Below are 16972 nucleotides of genomic sequence, written 5' to 3'. Positions count from 1 at the left end.
CGTGGGCCGCCGAGTTATCCACAGGTCGGAGGGACGTCGGGGCCCATTGTCAGTGGCAGGGGTTAGCGTCTTTGACGTGAAGCGATCGACTCAAGCAAATCGGGTGGAACCCATGGCAGGAACCGACCGCGAGAAGGCGCTCGACGCCGCGCTCGCACAGATTGAACGGCAATTCGGCAAGGGCGCGGTGATGCGCCTCGGCGAGCGGCCGAACGAGCCCATCGAGGTGATCCCGACCGGGTCGACCGCGCTGGACGTCGCTCTCGGCGTCGGCGGGCTGCCCCGCGGGCGCGTGGTGGAGGTGTACGGTCCGGAGTCCTCCGGTAAGACGACCCTCACCCTGCACGCCGTGGCCAACGCACAGAAGGCCGGCGGTCAGGTCGCGTTCGTGGACGCCGAGCACGCCCTCGACCCGGAGTACGCGAAGAAGCTCGGCGTCGACATCGACAACCTGATCCTGTCCCAGCCGGACAACGGCGAGCAGGCCCTGGAGATCGTGGACATGCTGGTCCGCTCCGGGGCGCTCGACCTGATCGTCATCGACTCCGTGGCCGCGCTCGTGCCGCGTGCGGAGATCGAGGGTGAGATGGGCGACTCGCACGTGGGTCTGCAGGCCCGTCTGATGAGCCAGGCGCTCCGGAAGATCACCAGCGCGCTCAACCAGTCCAAGACCACGGCGATCTTCATCAACCAGCTCCGCGAGAAGATCGGCGTGATGTTCGGCTCGCCGGAGACCACGACCGGTGGCCGGGCGCTGAAGTTCTACGCCTCGGTGCGTATCGACATCCGCCGTATCGAGACCCTGAAGGACGGCACGGAAGCGGTCGGCAACCGCACCCGCTGCAAGGTGGTCAAGAACAAGGTCGCGCCGCCGTTCAAGCAGGCCGAGTTCGACATCCTCTACGGCCAGGGCATCAGCCGTGAGGGCGGTCTGATCGACATGGGCGTCGAGCACGGCTTCGTCCGCAAGGCGGGCGCCTGGTACACGTACGAGGGCGACCAGCTCGGCCAGGGCAAGGAGAACGCCCGCAATTTCCTGAAGGACAACCCGGACCTCGCCAACGAGATCGAGAAGAAGATCAAGGAGAAGCTGGGCGTCGGCGTCCGGCCCGAGCCCCAGGCGACCGAGCCCGGCACGGACACGGCGGGCACGGCGGGCGCGTCGGCCACCGACGAGCCGGCGAAGTCGGTCCCGGCCCCGGCGGCCAAGGTCACCAAGGCGACCAAGACCGCGGCCGCCAAGGCCTGACCCCGTGGTCAGGCGCACCGAATGGCCGGGCGACAGCCCCGACTCGTCGAGGGCCGAGAAGGAGCTGTCGCCCCAGGATCCGGCTGAGCGGGCGCGGGCGATCTGCCTGCGCCTGCTCACCGGAACACCGCGCACCCGCAAGCAGCTCGCGGACGCGTTGCGCAAGCGTGAGATCCCGGACGAGGTCGCCGACGAGGTCCTCTCCCGCTTCGAGGACGTCGGCCTGATCGACGACGCGGCCTTCGCGGGCGCGTGGGTGGAATCCCGGCACCATGGCCGGGGCCTGGCCCGCCGTGCCCTCGCCAGGGAGCTGCGCACCAAGGGGGTGGACGCCGAGCTGATCGACGAAGCGGTGGGACAGCTCGACTCCGAGCAGGAGGAGGAGACGGCCCGGGAGCTGGTCGCCCGCAAACTCCGGGCGACCCGCGGCCTCGACCGTGACCGCCGTCTCCGCCGCCTCGCGGGCATGCTCGCCCGCAAGGGCTACCCGGAAGGCATGGCCCTGCGGGTGGTGCGGCAGGCACTGGAGGCGGAGGGCGAGGACACGGACGACCTGCCGGCCGGGCCCTTCTGACCGGTCCGCGGCCTCGGCGGGAGTCCGCGACCTTGGGGATGTCCGCGCCCAGGCGGACGCCTGGACCCTTGGGGGTGCCCGCGCGCAGGCGGGTGCCCGCGCCCGGGCGGGTGCCCGCGCCCTTGGGGGATGTCGCGCCCTGGCGAGCGCCTGCGCCCCAGGCGGCCGTCCGCGCCCAGGCGGCCGTCCGCGCCCGGGCGGGTGTCCGCCCCACTCACCCGCCCCCGTCGGCGCCCGGCACCCTCCGCGGCGTCCGCACTCCGACCGGGGCGGGAGCGGCTCAAGGGGTGTGGCTCAGGGAGGTGTGATCGGGAGGCCTTCCGACTTCCAGGCCTGGAAGCCGCCGATGAGGTCGGTCGCCCGGTGAAGGCCCAACTGGTGCAGGGACGCGGCCGCGAGGGACGACGCGTATCCCTCGTTGCACACGACCACGATCCGCAGGTCGTGGCTCACCGCCTCCGGGGCGCGGTGGCTGCCCCGGGGATCGAGGCGCCACTCCAGCTCATTGCGTTCGACGACCAGGGCGCCGGGGATCAGCCCGTCACGGTCGCGCAGCGCCGCGTACCGGATGTCCACCAGGAGAGCGTCCCTCGCCTCGGCCGCCGCGAACGCCTCCCGGGGGGCGATGCGGTCGAGTCCGGCACGGACCAGCTCCAGCAATTCGTCGATGCTCGTGCTCACTGCCAGTCCTCCGGACGCTCGACCTGCTCCAGCCGTAGCACCGGGCCGGTACGGCTGAAACGCCGGATCAGCGGCAGCGGCGGGTAGTACGCGTGCACCGACACCGCGTGCTCGGTGGGCGACTCGTTCAGCACCTCGTGCACATGGTGCCGGCCGAACGCCCGCCCCTCGCCCGCCCGCAGCAGGCGCTCACGGTCGACACCCTCGTCCAGTTCGAGTGATCGCCAGCCGCCCGAAGGCAGCCGCACGGACAGGGAGTTCTCCTTGAGGGCACCGCGCGCGGCGGCGAAGGCCCCGAGCGACTCGGCGTGGTCGTGCCACCCGGTACCGGTGCCGGGCGGCCAGCCGATGAGCCAGGCCTCGCTCCCGCCCGGGCCGTCGAGCCGTACCCAGGTGCGGCCCTCCGGGTCGAGCGGAAGGGAGGCGATCAGTTCGGTGTCCGCCGCGGTGCGGCGGACGAAATCGAGGAGCTGGGCAGCGGTCGGGGCCGCCGACCGGGCCTCACGTACGGAGGCGGAGACAGACGGGGACACGGAAGACTGGGACATGGAAAACCGTCCTGGAACCGGAAGTCGCGGAAGCACGCGCACGTGGCGCGTGAAGGAAAGGGCGAGTTCAGCAGGACGGACGACACACGCAGCCCGCATAGCGGAGCAGGTCCATATGGACCCTCCGCCACAGGCGCACATCGGTGCCGGTCATGATCGGGAGTAGAGCACGTGGCTCCGACCCTCGTCAATCGATGTCAATCCATGTCAGCCGACGCCAACCGGCACCCACCGACTCCCGTCCGTGCCGGCCGAGGCCAACCACGGCCGGCCGAGGCCCACCGACGTCAGTTGACGTCGGCCGTCCGGTCGCTGCGCTCATGCGACGGCGCGTCGGACTCCACCGCACCGCCCCGCACCGCGTCGGCCGCCGCGTGCAGCTCCGCGGGCCGGACCCCGCCGAAGGCCGCCGCCAGGTGCCCGTCGGGCCGCACCAGCAGCACGGTGTGGGCGGCCGCTCCCGGGTACGCCTCCGTGACCAACACCTCGCTCTCGACGGGCAGCGCGGTCACCGCCTCCACCAGCCGGGGCATCACGCCCGCGGACATCCAGTGCCGCCGGTCCCACACCCCCGTCCCCGGCGCGACCAGCACCGCCAGGAGCCTGCCGCGGCCCAGCCGGTCCCGGAGCCGCGCCGTCGTGCCGTCCTCCGGTGCCGTGACCCGCACGTCCTCGACCGGCGCGCCCAGCGGCGTACCGACGCTCGTGTGCGCCTCCGCGTACGGAGGCGCCAAGGGGGAGTGCGGGTACGCGGGCGGCGCACCCAGCGGGCCGCGCCCCACGTGCCCGTCCGTCAGCAGCGTGTCATGCCCGCCGCCCCGCAGATACGTCCGCAGCCCGCCCGCACCGCGCAGCACCGGCAAGGACTGGTCGGCCGCGCGCAGCCGGGCCGCCACCGCCGTGCGCCGCTCGGCCTGGTAGCTGTCGAGCAGTACCTCCGAGGCGCCGTGGTGCCAGGCCAGCGCCAGCTTCCACGCCAGGTTCTCGACGTCGCGCAGCCCCTCGTCCAGCCCCTGCGTACCGAGCGCCCCCAGCAGATGGGCCGCGTCCCCGGCGAGGAAGGCCCGCTCCACCCGCCACCGCTTCGCGAGCCGGTGGTGCAGCGTGTAGACGCCGGTGTCGACCAGGTCGTACGCCGGACTCGCACCGCACCAGCCGGCCAGCGTCTCGCGGATCCGCGCCACGAGCGCGTCCGGCGTCACCAGATCGCCGCGCGGTGGCAGCAGCCAGTCCAGCCGCCAGCCGCCGTCCGGCAACGGCCGGGCCGTGACCTCCTCACCGACACCGCGCCACGGCGGCTGACGGTGCAGCAGGGCCTCGTCGGGCCAGGGGAGTTCTACGTGGAGGGTGGCGACGGCATGCCGTTCCACGGCCGTGCGCCCGGGGAAGCGGACGCCCAGCAGCTTGCGTACGGTCGAGCGGGCCCCGTCGCAGCCGACCAGGTGGCTGCCCCGCCACCAGGAGGCCCCCGGCCCACGGGTGTGCGCGGTGACGCCGTGCGCGTCCTGCTCGATGCCGTCCAGGCGACTGTGCGTGATCACCCGCACCAGCTCCGGGTCCGGCAGCGCGGCGATGGCCTCCCGCAGTCCGCGCGTGAGGGCGTGCTGCGGGATGTGCAGCGGGGACGGGGCTTCCAGGCCGAACTCGACGTGCCGCATCTGCTGCCTGCGGCGCATCGACCTCCAGCCGGTCCAGCGCGCTCCCTCGTCGCGTACGGTGGCGCAGCCCAGCCGCTCGACGAACGCGGCCGTGTCGGCCCGGAGTACGGCGGTGCGGGCGGCGCGCGGCTCCTCCTTGCCGGGCCCCTCGTCCAGGACGACGGAGGGCACGCCCTGCGCGGCGAGGGCGAGGGCGAGCGCCAGCCCGACCGGGCCGGCGCCGACCACGATCACCGGGTCCACGGCGTGACTCCTGAGGCCCGTACGGCCGTGCGGTGAGCAGGGGAAACTCGGGAAAGTGCGGCTGGAGCCCGACGCGACGCGATCACAGAACGTATGCAACCCACTGCGGGTGCTTGCGTCAAGTGACGGGGGCAGCGGCGCGACCGCCACTGCCCCCGTACAACGCGTGAGACACCCGGATGATGTCACATACCGTCAGTTCCCCTGCGTACCGGACCCACCGCCGGCCCCGGCACCACCGGCGCCACCGTCGAGCAGGGTCGTGTTGGCGGCCGCGTTCCCGGCGTCTCCGGCCAGCACGGCCACGGTTCCGGCGGGGTCGACCGGGCCGATGCCGGTCTTGGCGCGGCGGCCGCGCTTCTCGATCCAGGTCGCGAGCCCGGACAGCGCCAGACACATGGCGACGTAGATGGCGCCGACCACCACGATCGTCGACACGTACGGGTACATGCCGTTGACCTGCGTGTTGGAGGCGATCAGGCGGGCGGTCTGGAGCAGCTCGGGGTAGAGGATGATGAAGCCGAGCGAGGTGTCCTTGAGGGTCACCACCAGCTGGCTGATGATCGTTGGCAGCATCGCACGGACGGCCTGCGGCATCAGCACTGTCGTCATGACCTGCGTCTTGCTCATGCCGAGCGCGTACGCGGCCTCCCGCTGGCCCTTCGGCACGGAGTTGACGCCGGCGCGCAGCACCTCGGCCTGGACGCAGCCGTTGTAGATCGACAGGCCGAGCGCCAGCGCCCACATCGAGTAGTCGGTCAGGAAACCGACCCACACGGCGTAGATGGTGATCAGCAGTGGGATCGAGCGGAACAGCTCGATGAAACCGGTCGCCAGCCACCTGACCGGCTTGTGGTCCGAGAGCCGGGCGACGGCGAGGAGCACGCCCAGCACCAGCGAGCCGACGGCCGCGATGCCGAACGCCTTGAGGGTGGCGAGGACGGCGTCGGCGATGTTCTGCCGGATGCCCGCGTAATTGAAGATGTCCCACATCTCGGGGGCGAGGTGCCCCTTGTCGTTCAGCCGCACGATGGTGACGGCCAGCAGCCCGACGATGGCGAGCGTGCCGACGACGGCGTAGATGCGGTTGCGGACGATGGCCTTGGGGCCGGGGGCGTCGAAGAGAACGCTGGCGCTCATCGGGCGACCTCCATACGGCGCTCAAGGATGCGGAAGACGCCACTGATGGTGAAGGTGATCACCAGGTAGGCGAGGGAGACCCAGATGAAGATCGGGATGATGTCGTACCCGTCCTCGCTCATCAGCTTCTGCCAGCCGAAGAGTTCGGTGACGCTGAAGGCGCCCGCGATGGCCGAGTTCTTGGTGAGGGCGATGAAGATCGAGCTCATCGGCGGCAGTACGGTCCGGGTGGCCTGGGGCAGCACGATCAGCCGCAGCGTCTGCGAGAACGTCATCCCGAGGGAACGGGCCGCCTCGGCCTGGCCCAGCGGCACCGTGTTGATGCCGGAGCGGACCGCCTCGCAGACGAAGGAGGAGGTGTAGAAGCCGAGCGCGATCGATCCGAGGACGAAGGCGCTCATGCCCGGGAACAGGATCTCGGGCACCACGAACGTCGTCACCAGGAACAGCAGCGTCAGCGGCGTGTTGCGCAGCAGGGTGACCCACGCGGTGCCGAACCAGCGCAGCGGCGGCACGGGGGAGACCCGGAAACCGGCGATGGCGATGCCGAGGACCAGCGCGATGGCGGTGCTGACGGCGGTGATCGACACGGTTCCTATGAAGCCGTCGCGGAACTCTGAGAAGTGGTCGAGCAGTACGTTCATGGGGTCTCCGCGTCGGCGGTCAGCGGCTGGCGGTCAAGGTGCGTGTGGGGTGGGCGGTGTGCGTGCGCCCAGGGAAGGTGCGTGGTGCGCCCGTGTTCGCCCCAGGGGGTGCGTGGTGCGGGCGGGCCGAACGTGCGTGGTGCGTGCCCGCGCGTTCGGGCGGTGCGGGCGAGCACGGGGCCGAGCGCCCCGTACGCGTCAGGTACGGGGCGCTTCGGTGTGAAGCGGTGGAGCAGTCGATCGGTCGATCGGTGAATCGGTCGATCGGTGAAGCGCGGTGGACCGGGGCGGTCAGTAGCGCTCGAGCGCCGGCGGGGCGGTGTAGGCCGAGCCGGACAGACCCAGGGTGGCCTCGTAGATCTTCTTGTACGTGCCGTCCTTGATGCCCTTGTCCAGCGCGTTGTTGACCGCGTCGCGCAGGACCTTGTCGTCCTTGTTCATGCCGATGCCGTACGGCTCCTGCGTGAACGGCTTGCCGACGACCTTCAGCTTGCCGGGGTTCTGGGCGGCGTAACCCTTGAGGATCGCGTCGTCCGTCGTCACCGCGTCGACCTGCTTGGTCAGGAGCTGCTGGACGCAGTCCGAGTACTTGCCGAGCTCGGTGGTCTCGGCGCCGTACTTCGGCTGCTTGATCTCCTGGAGCGGAGTGGAGCCCGTGATGGAGCAGACCTTCTTGCCCTTGACGGTCTCCGGGCCGGTGATGGTCTTCTCGTCCTTGCGGACCAGGAGGTCGGCGCCGGCCTTGTAGTACGGACCCGCGAAGCCGACCAGGGCCTTGCGCTTGTCGTTGATCGTGTACGTACCGACGTAGTAGTCGACCTGGCCCTTGGAGATGGCGGTCTCGCGGGTGCTGGAGTCGACCGTCTTCCACTCGATCTGGGACTCGGTGAAGCCCAGCTCGGCGGCGATCATCTTGGCGATCTCGACGTCGAAGCCGGAGCGCTTCTTGGTGGCCTGGTCCTCGAAGCCGAGGTACGGCTGGTCGGCCTTGGAGCCGATGATCAGCTTGCCGCGCTCCTTGGCGGCCTTGAACGTCGGCGAGTTCAGCTCGACGTTCGTCGCGACGACGTACTTCGGCAGGGCCGGCGCGTTCGTGGCGCCGGGCTGGACGCCGGCCGGCTTGTCGCCCGCGGAGCCCTCCTTGCCACCACAGGCGGTCGCGGACAGCGCGAGCACAGCAACGGCCAGCGCGGCCGTCTTGCGGAGCTTCATGGTGAACATCCCTTATGTCGTGGTTCGTTGATCGTCATCGTCGCTGGACACCCAGCGGGGTGGTCCGTCAGTGGTGAAGGATCTTCGACAGGAAGTCCTTGGCCCGGTCGCTGCGCGGACTGCTGAAGAACTGCTCGGGCGTCGCCTCTTCGACGATCCGGCCGTCGGCCATGAAGACGACGCGGTTGGCGGCGGACCGGGCGAAGCCCATCTCGTGGGTGACGACGATCATCGTCATCCCGTCCCGCGCCAGCTGCTGCATGACCTCGAGGACCTCGTTGATCATCTCGGGGTCGAGCGCCGACGTGGGCTCGTCGAAGAGCATCACCTTGGGGTCCATCGCCAGCGCACGGGCGATCGCGACGCGCTGCTGCTGTCCGCCGGACAGCTGCGCCGGGTACTTGTCGGCCTGGGAGCCGACGCCCACCCGGTCGAGCAGCGTCCGGGCCTTCTGCTCCGCGGCCTTCTTGTCCGCCTTGCGGACCTTGACCTGGCCCAGCATGACGTTCTCCAGCACGGTCTTGTGCGCGAAGAGGTTGAACGACTGGAAGACCATGCCGACGTCGGCGCGCAGCCGGGCGAGCTCCTTGCCCTCCTGGGGCAGCGGCTTGCCGTCGATGGTGATGCTGCCCGAGTCGATCGTCTCCAGGCGGTTGATGGTGCGGCACAGCGTGGACTTGCCGGACCCGGACGGTCCGATGACGACCACGACCTCGCCACGGGCGATGGTCAGGTCGATGTCCTGGAGCACATGCAGCGCGCCGAAGTGCTTGTTGACGTTGCTCAGCACGACCAGGTCGCTTGCCGTCGGTACGGCGTCCTCCGCGCCCTTGGTCACTGACACTCCGCTCATCGGCTTCTTGCTCCGTCCTCCTCGGTTGGGAGGACCCTAAGCACGCGGTGCGACCAGCGTCATTACATCTGAGCGGAAATTGAGCATAACGATCCGGCTGCAACCGGACACTATGCGTGAACGGGACGGTGCCGGGATCGCGGTCAGGAGAACGGGTGCATAACGGAACCTCTCCCGCACCCGGAACCCTCTTGACTGGCAGCCCGCGCATCAGCGTTCATGCCAAGGTGGCCGTATGGTCACCCAAGCGATCGCACCTTTCGGAGGGGGGCCATGAGACTGCTGCTCGTCGAGGACGACGACCATGTCGCCGCGGCCCTGTCCGCGATCCTCAAAAAGCACGGGTTCGACGTCACCCACGCCCGCAACGGCGAGGAGGCGCTCCAGGCCGTACTGCCCGCCGCCAACGCCGGACGGGCACCCTTCGGTGTCGTCCTCCTGGACCTCGGCCTGCCCGACCAGGACGGCTACCAGGTGTGCGGCAAGATCCGGAAGCTCACCACCACCCCGGTGATCATGGTGACGGCCCGGGCCGACGTCCGCTCCCGGATCCACGGGCTCAACCTCGGCGCCGACGACTACGTCACCAAGCCGTACGACACGGGCGAGCTGCTCGCCCGCATCCACGCCGTCAGCCGGCGCTCCGCCGCCCCGGACAGCGACGACAGCGGCGCCACCGCCGGTACCGACGACGCGGCGGCGCTGCGCCTCGGCTCCGTCACCATCGAGCTGCCCACCCGCAGGGTCAGCGTGGCCGGTACGGAGGTCCAGCTCACCCGCAAGGAGTTCGACCTGCTCGCCCTGCTCGCGCAGCGGCCCGGCGTCGTCTTCCGCAGGGAGCAGATCATCAGCGAGGTCTGGCGCACCAGCTGGGAGGGGACCGGCCGCACCCTGGAGGTCCACGTGGCATCCCTGCGCGCCAAGCTGCGGATGCCCGCCCTCATCGAGACCGTCCGCGGCGTCGGCTACCGCCTGGTCGCGCCGGCCGCGTAACTCCCTGAAGCCCCTGTGCGCACCCGACTGCTCCCCCTCCTCCTCGTCCTCATGGCGGGCGTGCTGCTCGCGCTCGGCTTCCCGCTCGCGGCCAGCCTCGCCGCCGCCCAGCAGCAGACCGTCGTGGTCGACCGGATCGACGACACCGCCCGCTTCGCGGCGCTCGCCCAGTTCGTCACCGAGCGCGGGCCCGGCATCGACGAGCGGCAGTCCACCCTGTACGGCGAGCTCGTCCGCTACCACGAGGTGTACGGGATCGAGGTCGGCGTCTTCTACCGCGACACCACCGCCATGGCCCGCGCCCCCAAATACTGGGACGTCCCCCTGACCGGTGAGCCCCGCCGCGCCTTCCGCGAGGCACTGCTGGGCCGCCGGAGCCACGACCCGCCACAGGTGTGGCCCTGGCAGTCGGGAGCCCGGCTCGCGGTGGCATCGCCGGTCGTACGGGACGGGGACGTCGTCGCCGTCGTGCTCACCGACTCGCCCACCGGGCAGCTGCGCTCGCGCATCCTGCACGGCTGGCTGCTGATCGCGGCCGGTGAGGTGGCCGCCATGCTGCTGGCGGTCGGTGCGGCGTTCCGCCTCACCGGGTGGGTGCTCAAGCCCGTCAAGGTTCTGGACGCGGCCACGCACGACATCGCGACCGGCCGGCTGAACTCCCGGGTCGCGGCGGCCGGCGGACCACCCGAACTGCGGCGCCTCGCCCGGTCGTTCAACGAGATGGCCGACAACGTCGAGGAAGTGCTGGAACAGCAGCGGGCCTTCGTCGCCGACGCCTCGCACCAGTTGCGCAACCCGCTCGCCGCGCTCCTGCTGCGCATCGAGCTGCTCGCGCTGGAACTGCCGCCGGGCAACGACGAGATCGCCTCCGTACGCACCGAGGGCAAGCGCCTGGCCCAGGTCCTCGACGACCTCCTGGACCTCGCCCTGGCGGAGCACGCCCCGGCCGATCTGCGGCTCACCGACATCGGCCGGCTGGCCGACGAGCGTGTGGCCGCCTGGCGTCCGCTCGCCGACGAGAAGGGCGTCCGCCTGACCGGGTGCGGCTCGGCCGTGACCGCCTGGGCGGACCCGGTCGCGCTGTCGAGCGCCCTCGACGCCGTGATCGACAACGCGCTGAAGTTCACGCCCGCCGGCGAGGAGGTCACCGTCACCGTCACCGCCGACGGGGACGCCTCCACGATCGTGGTCACGGACGGCGGCCCCGGCCTGACCGACGACGAGCTGGCCCGTATCGGCGACCGCTTCTGGCGCAGCAATCGCCACCAGAACGTCAAGGGGTCGGGCCTCGGCCTGTCCATCTCGCGGGCACTGCTCGCGGCGGGCGGCGGCTCGATCACCTACTCCCACCACGAGCCGCACGGCCTGCGCGTCACGGTCACCGTCCCGCGCACCGCACCGGAACGCGCCGTGGGCCGTCCCACGGCCTGACCGGGCGGCCGGGGCTCCACGGGCTGCCCGAGCGACTGTCCGGCCCGAGCCGTCGGGCCCACGGCCGGACCGAGCGGCCGTCCGGCCGAGCCGTCGGGCCCACGGCCGGACCGAGCGGCCGTCCGGCCGAGCCGTCGGGGCTACGGCTTGACCGGGCGGCTGTCCGGCCCGAGCCGTCGGGGCTACGGCTTGACCGAGCGGTAGTAGCGACGCGCGCCCTCGTGGAGGGGGAGGGGATCCGTGTAGACCGCCGTGCGCAGGTCGACAAGCTGCGCCGGGTGCACCTCGCGGCCGATGCGGTCACGGCTCTGGATCACCGTGCGCGTGAAGGCCTCCGCCAGCGCCGGGTCCGCGCGGTCCGTGGTGACGAGCAGGTTCGCCACGGCGACCGTCTCGACCGGCCGGCCCTCCTGGGAGAGGGCGTAGGCGTCGGCGGGCACCACGGCCGAGCGGTAGTAGCGGCCACTGCCGCCACCCTCGTGGACCCGGTTGATCAGGTCGCCCTCCAGCGGGACGAGCCGGATCGGGAAGCGCTCGGAAAGCTTCTGCACGGCGCTGGTCGGCAGGCCGCCCGACCAGAAGAACGCGTCCAAGCTGCCCTGCTCCAGCAGCGTCGGCATCGTGTCGATCCCCGCCGACACGGGCTTGATGTCCGTCTCCGTATCGATCTTGGCGGCCTGGAGCAGCCGGTTCGCGATCAGGCGTACGCCCGACCCCTCCTGCCCCACGCCGACCCGCAGGCCCCGCAGATCGCGGGTGGAGCGCACCTTCGACCCCTTGGGCACGATCAGCTGCACATAGTCGTCGTACAGCCGGGCGCAGCCGCGCAGATCGTAGGCACCCGGCCTGCTGTCCCGGATGTACGTCGCCACCGCGTCGGCCGTGGCGATGGTGAAATCGGCCTCCCCGGACGCGAGCCGGGCCAGGTTCTGCCGGGAGCCCTCGCTGTCCAGCAGCGTTATCGCGACATCCGGCACCGTCCGCCCGAGCGCCTCCTCCAGGAGCTCGCCGTACCGCTGGTACACGCCGGTCGGTACGCCCGTGCTGAAGGTGACCTTTCCACGCGGGGACGGCTCGCCGGGCGGGACCAGCCACCACAGGAGCAGGCCCAGCACCACAAGGGCCACCGCCGACCCCTGGAGGGCGCGGCGGCGGCTGATGCGGGACAGGACCTGGAGCATGGCGCGATCCTGCCAGCTCACTCCCGGTGCTGGCCAGGCCCGCCGGACAACGGTTCGGCCCCACTGCCTCCCCGTGCTCGCTGTCGGTGAGCCGCACTGTGCGCGCTGTCGACGACGCCGGCGACCCCGGCGTGCCCGCTGTCAGTGACACGTCAGCGCACCCCGGCAGCATGACCGTGGGACGAGTGGCTGGACCGGGAGGACGAGCCGATGAGCAGCGCACCGCCGATCGAGAACGCCGTCAGCGTCGTCGAGGGCAACCGGGAGACCGGCCTGCCGCCGGCCCGGACGGTCGTGGACATGCTCCTCGACCGAGCCACGGGCCCGGACGCCGACCGGCCCCTGTTCACCGCCCTGGGGCCGGGAGGCGAACGGATCGCGCGCATCACCCCGGCAGAGCTGGACGCCCGTGCCCGCGCGGTGGCGGCCGCGCTGCACCGCACGGGGAGGCCCGGCGACCGGGTGATCGTCCCAACCATGCCGGCGCTCGACTTCCACGTCGCCTTCTTCGGCTGCCTGTACGCCGGAATGGTCGCCGTACCCGTGGCGGCCGCGACCGGACCGGCCGTCGCCGCCATCGCCCGGGACTGCCGCCCCGGCGCCGTGCTCGTGCCCGGCACCGGCCACCCGGCGCCGTCGCTGCCGGGCGTGCCCCGGATCGCCCTGCGTGAGCTGGGGGCGCCCCACCACCGGCGCGGCACCCCCGTGGTCCCCGACCCGTCGGCACCCGCGCTGCTCCAGTACGCCGCGCGGCCCGCCGGGCAGCCGCCGGAGGCCGTCGCCGTCGGTCACCGCGCCCTGGTGGCCGCCCAGGCCGCCGTGCGCGACCGGTGCGACGTCGACCGCGGCACGACCGTCGTGAGCTGGCTGCCGCTCTGGCACGGCACGGGGCTGGCCACGGCGCTGGTCCTGCCGCTCACCTCCGGGGCCGCGGCGGTGACCATGGAGCCCGGCGCCTTCGTACGGGACCCGCGTGTGTGGCTGCGTGCCATCGAGGCGGAGGAGGACGTCTTCGCCACGGCCCCGGACGTCGCGTACGAACTGTGCGTCCGGCGCGTCCCGGCTGCGGAGCGGATGCGCATCGACCTGTCGACGTGGCGGGTGGCCGCCGTCGGTGGCGGTGAGTGCGGGGGGCCGGTCAGGGCCCGGACGCTGCGGCGGTTCGCCGACGCGTTCCGCCCCGGCTTCTTCCGCGAGGAGATGTTCGCCCCCGGCTACAGCCCCGGCGGGGCCGCCCCCGGCGGAACCCTGGCACGGCCGCTGTACCCGGTCGTGACCGGGCGCTACGACCGTGCGGCCCTCGCGCGAGGGGAGGCCGTGCCGGCGGGCCGGGCCGATCGCGGCGCGGTGGAACTGGTCGGCCGGGGAACGCCGTTGCCGGGCACCGGTGTGCGGATCGTCGACCCCGCCACGCGCCGGGCGGTCCCGGAGCGGGCCGTCGGCGAGATCTGGGTGGACGCGCCGGAAAGCGGGGAGCGCCCCACCGGGGACCTGGGCTTCACCGACGGCGGCGAGCTGTTCGTGGCGGGACGACGGGGCTGACGGGGCGACCTCGGGGTGATCGAGCGCATCCTGCCGCCGTACGTCGCCGCCGTCGAGGTCTTCGCCGACCTGCCGGGCGCCCGGCTGCTCCCGGAGGAGCGGGCCGTGGTGGCGGGTGCGGCGGAGGGGCGGCGGCGCGAGTTCACGACCGTACGGCACTGCGCCCGCCTCGCCCTCGCCCGGCTGGGCCGGCCGCCGGTACCGCTCGTGCCCGACGCCCACGGCGCCCCGCGGTGGCCGGACGGGGTGGTCGGCAGCATGACGCACTGCCGGGGCGGCTACCGCGCCGCGGCGGTGGTGCCGCGCACCGCCGCACGTGCCATCGGGCTGGACGCCGAGCCGCACCGGCCGCTGCGGGACGGCGTGCTGGCGAGTGTCGCGGGCCCCGGCGAGCGCGCCCGGCTGGCGGAACTGACGGGCGCCGGCGCGGACGTGTGCTGGGATCGGCTGCTGTTCTGCGCCAAGGAAGCCGTCTACAAGGCGTGGTTCCCGCTGACGGGGGTGTGGCTGGGCTTCCATGACGTGGACGTCGACTTCGAGCCCCGTACCGATGTGTTCCGGGCATGTGTGGTGGGAGGCGGGGCGGACGGGGCGGCCGGGCGGGAGCGTGTGAACGAGCCGGCGTTCTTCGACGGGCAACTGCGCGGCCGGTGGGTCGTCGGGCACGGCGTGGCGGCCGCCGCGGTGACCCTGGGGTCGTTTGACATCCGCGCAGGTCGTGGGAAAGTCTCGTCCTAAAGTTTCCCGGGATGTCAGAGGTGGGCCATGACCAGCGAGGAGCTTCTGGCTGTTCTCGCTGCCGTGGGCCACGCACAGCGCCTCCGCGTCATCGCCGAGCTCGCCGAGGGCCGGATGTACGTCAGCGAGCTGGCCCGCCGCCTCGGGATGTCCCGCCCCCTGCTGTACATGCACCTGGAACGGCTGGAAAAGGCCGGTCTGGTGATCGGCAACCTGGAGTTGTCCGACGATGGCAAGGCGCTGAAGTACTTCGAACTCGGCGCGTTCGACCTTCACTTGAATGTCGATACGATCCTGGCGGCCGTACGGGCCGACGAGGCCCGGGCGGGGGACGCCGGTGCCTCGCCGGAGCGGGCGGACGCGGAGGGCCCGAACGACCAGAAGGGCCTGAAAGACGTGAAGGGGAAACGCACATGACCGGGGCCATCATCGCCATCGCCGTCGTCCTGATCATCGTCGGCGGCATCACAGCGAGCGTGGTCGCGTACTTCAGACTGCAGCGCCACCGTGCCGATGCCGTGGCCATGGCCTCGTACCGCAAGCTCGCCGAGGAGGCGGTCGCCCAGCAGGAGTCCCTGCGGGGCCAGCTCGCGGAGCTGGGTGACCGGGTGAAGGCCGTCGAGGCGCTGCTCCGGAGCGTCGAGTAGCGGTCCGCTCGGGCCCTGACCACGGTCCGCAGACGGCCGACGGCCGGGGCGGGGCCGTGCAGGGTCGCCCCCGCAGAGGTTGGCGGCAACAGAAGGGCTCCCGTACCGGTGCCCAAGGCCGCCGGCCTCGAGGAGGTGAGCCCGGAGGGGCCCCGCCCGCACCGCCCGGGGGTGGCCGCCCGCCCCACCGGCCCGCACCGGCCCGTACCGCCCGGGGGTGGCCGCCCGCCCCACCGGCCCGTACCGCCCGGGGGTGGCCGCCCGCCCCACCGGCCGCAGCTGGCGGAAAACCCGCCCTGACCTGCGAATTTCGCCCGGAACTTAAGGGCATGGCTCCCGTGGGAGCGCCTTCCTAGACTCGTGCACGTTCCTACTGAGCACGGCGCCAAGCCTGTTGACGCACGACCAGAAGCCGAACACGTCCCATGGTGCCGCCGGGCTCCCGGCGGTGTCACTCCGTCGGGCAGACCGAAGCGGCCTCGGACGAGGCGCGGCCGGTGTCTGCGACCACGAGAGGAAGGGATGGTCGGGAATGTTCGGTCCTGGCGTCTCATTCAATGACGAGATCTATCCGCCCCTGCTCCGGTGCGAGGCACCGGACGTCGACGCGGTGGAGTGGGCGACGCGGCACCGTCCGGCCATCGACGGACTGCTCCTCACCCACGGCGCGGTCGTCCTGCGCGACTTCGGCGTCGCGGACGCCGACGCGTTCGAGGCCGTGGCCTCCTCCCTGGTGAACACCCTGTACGGCGATTACGGCGACCTCCCGCACGAGAAGGACGCCGACCGGGTCTACAAGTCGACGCCGTACCCCGCCCAGCAGTCGATCCTGTTCCACCACGAGAGCTCCCACATGCCGCAGTGGCCCAGCCGCCAGTTCTTCTGCTGCATACAGCCTTCCAGCAAGGGCGGCGCGACGCCGATCGTCGACGGACGCAAGGTCTGGGAGGCGCTCCCGGACGAGCTGCGGGGCCGGTTCGAGACGCTCGGCATCCGCTACGTACGCAACTTCATCCCCGGGCTCGACGTCGGCTGGGAGCAGATGTTCGGCACCGGTGACCGCGCCGAGGTGGAGGAGCGCTGCCGGGCCCAGGGCGTGGAGTGCGAATGGCTGCCCGACGACGTGCTGCGGACGGTGCAGAACGCACCGGCCGTCGTCCAGCACCCCCGTACCGGTGAGCAGGTCTTCTTCAACCAGCTCTTCCTGCACCACACGGCCTGCCTGGAGCCGTCCGTCCGGGAGGTGATGAGGTCGCTGTTCGGCGACGACGAGACCGCGTACCCGCGCAGCGCCTCCTTCGGCGACGGTTCGCCGATCGACGACGACACCGTCGCCCTGCTGCGTTCGCTCTACGACTCCTTGGCGCAGCGGTTCCCCTGGCAGCGCGGCGACGTGGCGATCATCGACAACATGCTCGTCTCGCACGGCCGTGACCCCTTCGAGGGCGAGCGGAAGATCATCGTGGCCATGGGGGACATGGTCAGCCGTGCCGCGCTGACCTGACCCCTTCATCCCTTGCCGGGGGGGGGGGGGGGGGGGGGGGGGGGTCGGGGGCGGCGCGGGAAAAAAAAAAGAAAGAGAGGGGCGCCCCTGGGGGAAACCCCCCAAGCGGTGAAGGGGGGGGGGGAGACGGAAAA

The 16972-nt window shown here is 71.8% G+C and carries 17 protein-coding genes and 1 pseudogene; 9 read left to right on the top strand and 9 right to left on the bottom strand.

Annotation, left to right across the window (positions count from 1 at the left end):
• The first annotated feature begins 112 nt into the window (after positions 1-112).
• Together recA and recX are read left to right on the top strand one after the other, a co-directional pair.
• Positions 113-1249, top strand: coding sequence for a recombinase RecA (gene recA, locus ACZ6C1_RS10740; protein ID WP_469239833.1), 1137 nt, complete (start codon positions 113-115; stop codon positions 1247-1249).
• A pseudogene (gene recX, locus ACZ6C1_RS10735) lies at positions 1176-1823 on the top strand (recombination regulator RecX); the annotation flags it as partial. The gene recA and the pseudogene recX, both read left to right, overlap by 74 nt.
• A 294-nt stretch (positions 1824-2117) precedes the next feature.
• Here the strand turns inward: recX and ACZ6C1_RS10730 are convergent.
• The 8 genes from ACZ6C1_RS10730 to ACZ6C1_RS10695 all read right to left on the bottom strand — a co-directional run bounded on the left by ACZ6C1_RS10730 (position 2118) and on the right by ACZ6C1_RS10695 (position 8802).
• On the bottom strand, positions 2118-2504 hold the full coding sequence (locus ACZ6C1_RS10730; protein ID WP_469239831.1) for a rhodanese-like domain-containing protein: 387 nt from the start codon (positions 2502-2504) through the stop codon (positions 2118-2120).
• Positions 2501-3052 carry a cupin domain-containing protein gene (locus tag ACZ6C1_RS10725; RefSeq protein ID WP_469239830.1) on the bottom strand — a complete coding sequence of 184 codons (552 nt, stop codon included), beginning with the start codon at positions 3050-3052 and terminating at the stop codon, positions 2501-2503. The genes ACZ6C1_RS10730 and ACZ6C1_RS10725 overlap by 4 nt, the downstream gene beginning before the upstream one ends.
• 67 nt (positions 3053-3119) lie before the next feature.
• Positions 3120-3206, bottom strand: coding sequence for a putative leader peptide (locus tag ACZ6C1_RS10720; protein WP_338116662.1), 87 nt, complete (start codon positions 3204-3206; stop codon positions 3120-3122).
• Between the two features lie 133 nt (positions 3207-3339).
• A complete protein-coding gene (locus ACZ6C1_RS10715) occupies positions 3340-4953 on the bottom strand; it encodes an FAD-dependent monooxygenase (RefSeq protein ID WP_469239828.1) in 1614 nt (537 codons plus the stop codon).
• 195 nt (positions 4954-5148) lie between these two features.
• Complete coding sequence (locus tag ACZ6C1_RS10710) at positions 5149-6093, bottom strand: amino acid ABC transporter permease (RefSeq protein ID WP_469239826.1); 945 nt, start codon at positions 6091-6093, stop codon at positions 5149-5151.
• Positions 6090-6737 carry an amino acid ABC transporter permease gene (locus ACZ6C1_RS10705; protein ID WP_423636352.1) on the bottom strand — a complete coding sequence of 216 codons (648 nt, stop codon included), beginning with the start codon at positions 6735-6737 and terminating at the stop codon, positions 6090-6092. Before ACZ6C1_RS10705 ends, ACZ6C1_RS10710 begins: the two co-directional genes overlap by 4 nt.
• A 291-nt stretch (positions 6738-7028) precedes the next feature.
• Complete coding sequence (locus ACZ6C1_RS10700) at positions 7029-7949, bottom strand: glutamate ABC transporter substrate-binding protein (protein ID WP_469239823.1); 921 nt, start codon at positions 7947-7949, stop codon at positions 7029-7031.
• A gap of 67 nt (positions 7950-8016) precedes the next feature.
• Complete coding sequence (locus tag ACZ6C1_RS10695; RefSeq protein ID WP_073755456.1) at positions 8017-8802, bottom strand: amino acid ABC transporter ATP-binding protein; 786 nt, start codon at positions 8800-8802, stop codon at positions 8017-8019.
• Between the two features lie 273 nt (positions 8803-9075).
• Between ACZ6C1_RS10695 and ACZ6C1_RS10690 the strand changes: the two genes are divergently transcribed.
• Both ACZ6C1_RS10690 and ACZ6C1_RS10685 read left to right on the top strand, forming a co-directional pair.
• On the top strand, positions 9076-9795 hold the full coding sequence (locus ACZ6C1_RS10690; protein WP_469239821.1) for a response regulator transcription factor: 720 nt from the start codon (positions 9076-9078) through the stop codon (positions 9793-9795).
• Positions 9796-9810: 15 nt separating this feature from the next.
• Positions 9811-11226 (top strand): HAMP domain-containing sensor histidine kinase, encoded by a 1416-nt coding sequence (locus ACZ6C1_RS10685; RefSeq protein WP_469239819.1) that lies wholly within the window; start codon positions 9811-9813, stop codon positions 11224-11226.
• A gap of 182 nt (positions 11227-11408) precedes the next feature.
• Here ACZ6C1_RS10685 and ACZ6C1_RS10680 read toward each other — a convergent pair whose 3' ends face one another.
• Positions 11409-12407 carry a TAXI family TRAP transporter solute-binding subunit gene (locus ACZ6C1_RS10680; RefSeq protein ID WP_469239817.1) on the bottom strand — a complete coding sequence of 333 codons (999 nt, stop codon included), beginning with the start codon at positions 12405-12407 and terminating at the stop codon, positions 11409-11411.
• Positions 12408-12617: 210 nt separating this feature from the next.
• Between ACZ6C1_RS10680 and ACZ6C1_RS10675 the strand changes: the two genes are divergently transcribed.
• From ACZ6C1_RS10675 to ACZ6C1_RS10655, 5 genes are all read left to right on the top strand, one after another.
• Positions 12618-13949: an AMP-binding protein gene (locus ACZ6C1_RS10675; RefSeq protein WP_469239815.1), complete on the top strand. Its 1332-nt coding sequence runs from the start codon at positions 12618-12620 to the stop codon at positions 13947-13949.
• Between the two features lie 15 nt (positions 13950-13964).
• On the top strand, positions 13965-14687 hold the full coding sequence (locus ACZ6C1_RS10670; RefSeq protein WP_469239813.1) for a 4'-phosphopantetheinyl transferase family protein: 723 nt from the start codon (positions 13965-13967) through the stop codon (positions 14685-14687).
• A 27-nt stretch (positions 14688-14714) separates the two neighbouring features.
• The gene (locus ACZ6C1_RS10665) at positions 14715-15104 is read left to right on the top strand and encodes an ArsR/SmtB family transcription factor (RefSeq protein WP_469239811.1); all 390 of its coding nucleotides are present in this window, start codon (positions 14715-14717) and stop codon (positions 15102-15104) included.
• Complete coding sequence (locus ACZ6C1_RS10660; protein ID WP_469239809.1) at positions 15101-15334, top strand: hypothetical protein; 234 nt, start codon at positions 15101-15103, stop codon at positions 15332-15334. Before ACZ6C1_RS10665 ends, ACZ6C1_RS10660 begins: the two co-directional genes overlap by 4 nt.
• Positions 15335-15866: 532 nt before the next feature.
• Positions 15867-16838 (top strand): TauD/TfdA family dioxygenase, encoded by a 972-nt coding sequence (locus ACZ6C1_RS10655; protein ID WP_469239808.1) that lies wholly within the window; start codon positions 15867-15869, stop codon positions 16836-16838.
• Positions 16839-16972: the final 134 nt, after the last annotated feature.

The organism is Streptomyces sp. NPDC041796 (assembly GCF_055590785.1).
This window is presented reverse-complemented; position numbering and strand designations above follow the sequence as displayed.

Excerpts from the sequence above, each read along its gene's own strand:
- recA (WP_469239833.1), top strand. The coding sequence starts at position 113 with ATGGCAGGAACCGACCGCGAGAAGGCGCTCGACGCCGCGCTCGCACAG.
- ACZ6C1_RS10725 (WP_469239830.1), bottom strand. The coding sequence starts at position 3,052 with ATGTCCCAGTCTTCCGTGTCCCCGTCTGTCTCCGCCTCCGTACGTGAG.
- ACZ6C1_RS10720 (WP_338116662.1), bottom strand. The coding sequence starts at position 3,206 with ATGACCGGCACCGATGTGCGCCTGTGGCGGAGGGTCCATATGGACCTG.
- ACZ6C1_RS10710 (WP_469239826.1), bottom strand. The coding sequence starts at position 6,093 with ATGAGCGCCAGCGTTCTCTTCGACGCCCCCGGCCCCAAGGCCATCGTC.
- ACZ6C1_RS10705 (WP_423636352.1), bottom strand. The coding sequence starts at position 6,737 with ATGAACGTACTGCTCGACCACTTCTCAGAGTTCCGCGACGGCTTCATA.
- ACZ6C1_RS10700 (WP_469239823.1), bottom strand. The coding sequence starts at position 7,949 with ATGAAGCTCCGCAAGACGGCCGCGCTGGCCGTTGCTGTGCTCGCGCTG.
- ACZ6C1_RS10695 (WP_073755456.1), bottom strand. The coding sequence starts at position 8,802 with ATGAGCGGAGTGTCAGTGACCAAGGGCGCGGAGGACGCCGTACCGACG.
- ACZ6C1_RS10690 (WP_469239821.1), top strand. The coding sequence starts at position 9,076 with ATGAGACTGCTGCTCGTCGAGGACGACGACCATGTCGCCGCGGCCCTG.
- ACZ6C1_RS10680 (WP_469239817.1), bottom strand. The coding sequence starts at position 12,407 with ATGCTCCAGGTCCTGTCCCGCATCAGCCGCCGCCGCGCCCTCCAGGGG.
- ACZ6C1_RS10675 (WP_469239815.1), top strand. The coding sequence starts at position 12,618 with ATGAGCAGCGCACCGCCGATCGAGAACGCCGTCAGCGTCGTCGAGGGC.
- ACZ6C1_RS10665 (WP_469239811.1), top strand. The coding sequence starts at position 14,715 with ATGACCAGCGAGGAGCTTCTGGCTGTTCTCGCTGCCGTGGGCCACGCA.
- ACZ6C1_RS10660 (WP_469239809.1), top strand. The coding sequence starts at position 15,101 with ATGACCGGGGCCATCATCGCCATCGCCGTCGTCCTGATCATCGTCGGC.
- ACZ6C1_RS10655 (WP_469239808.1), top strand. The coding sequence starts at position 15,867 with ATGTTCGGTCCTGGCGTCTCATTCAATGACGAGATCTATCCGCCCCTG.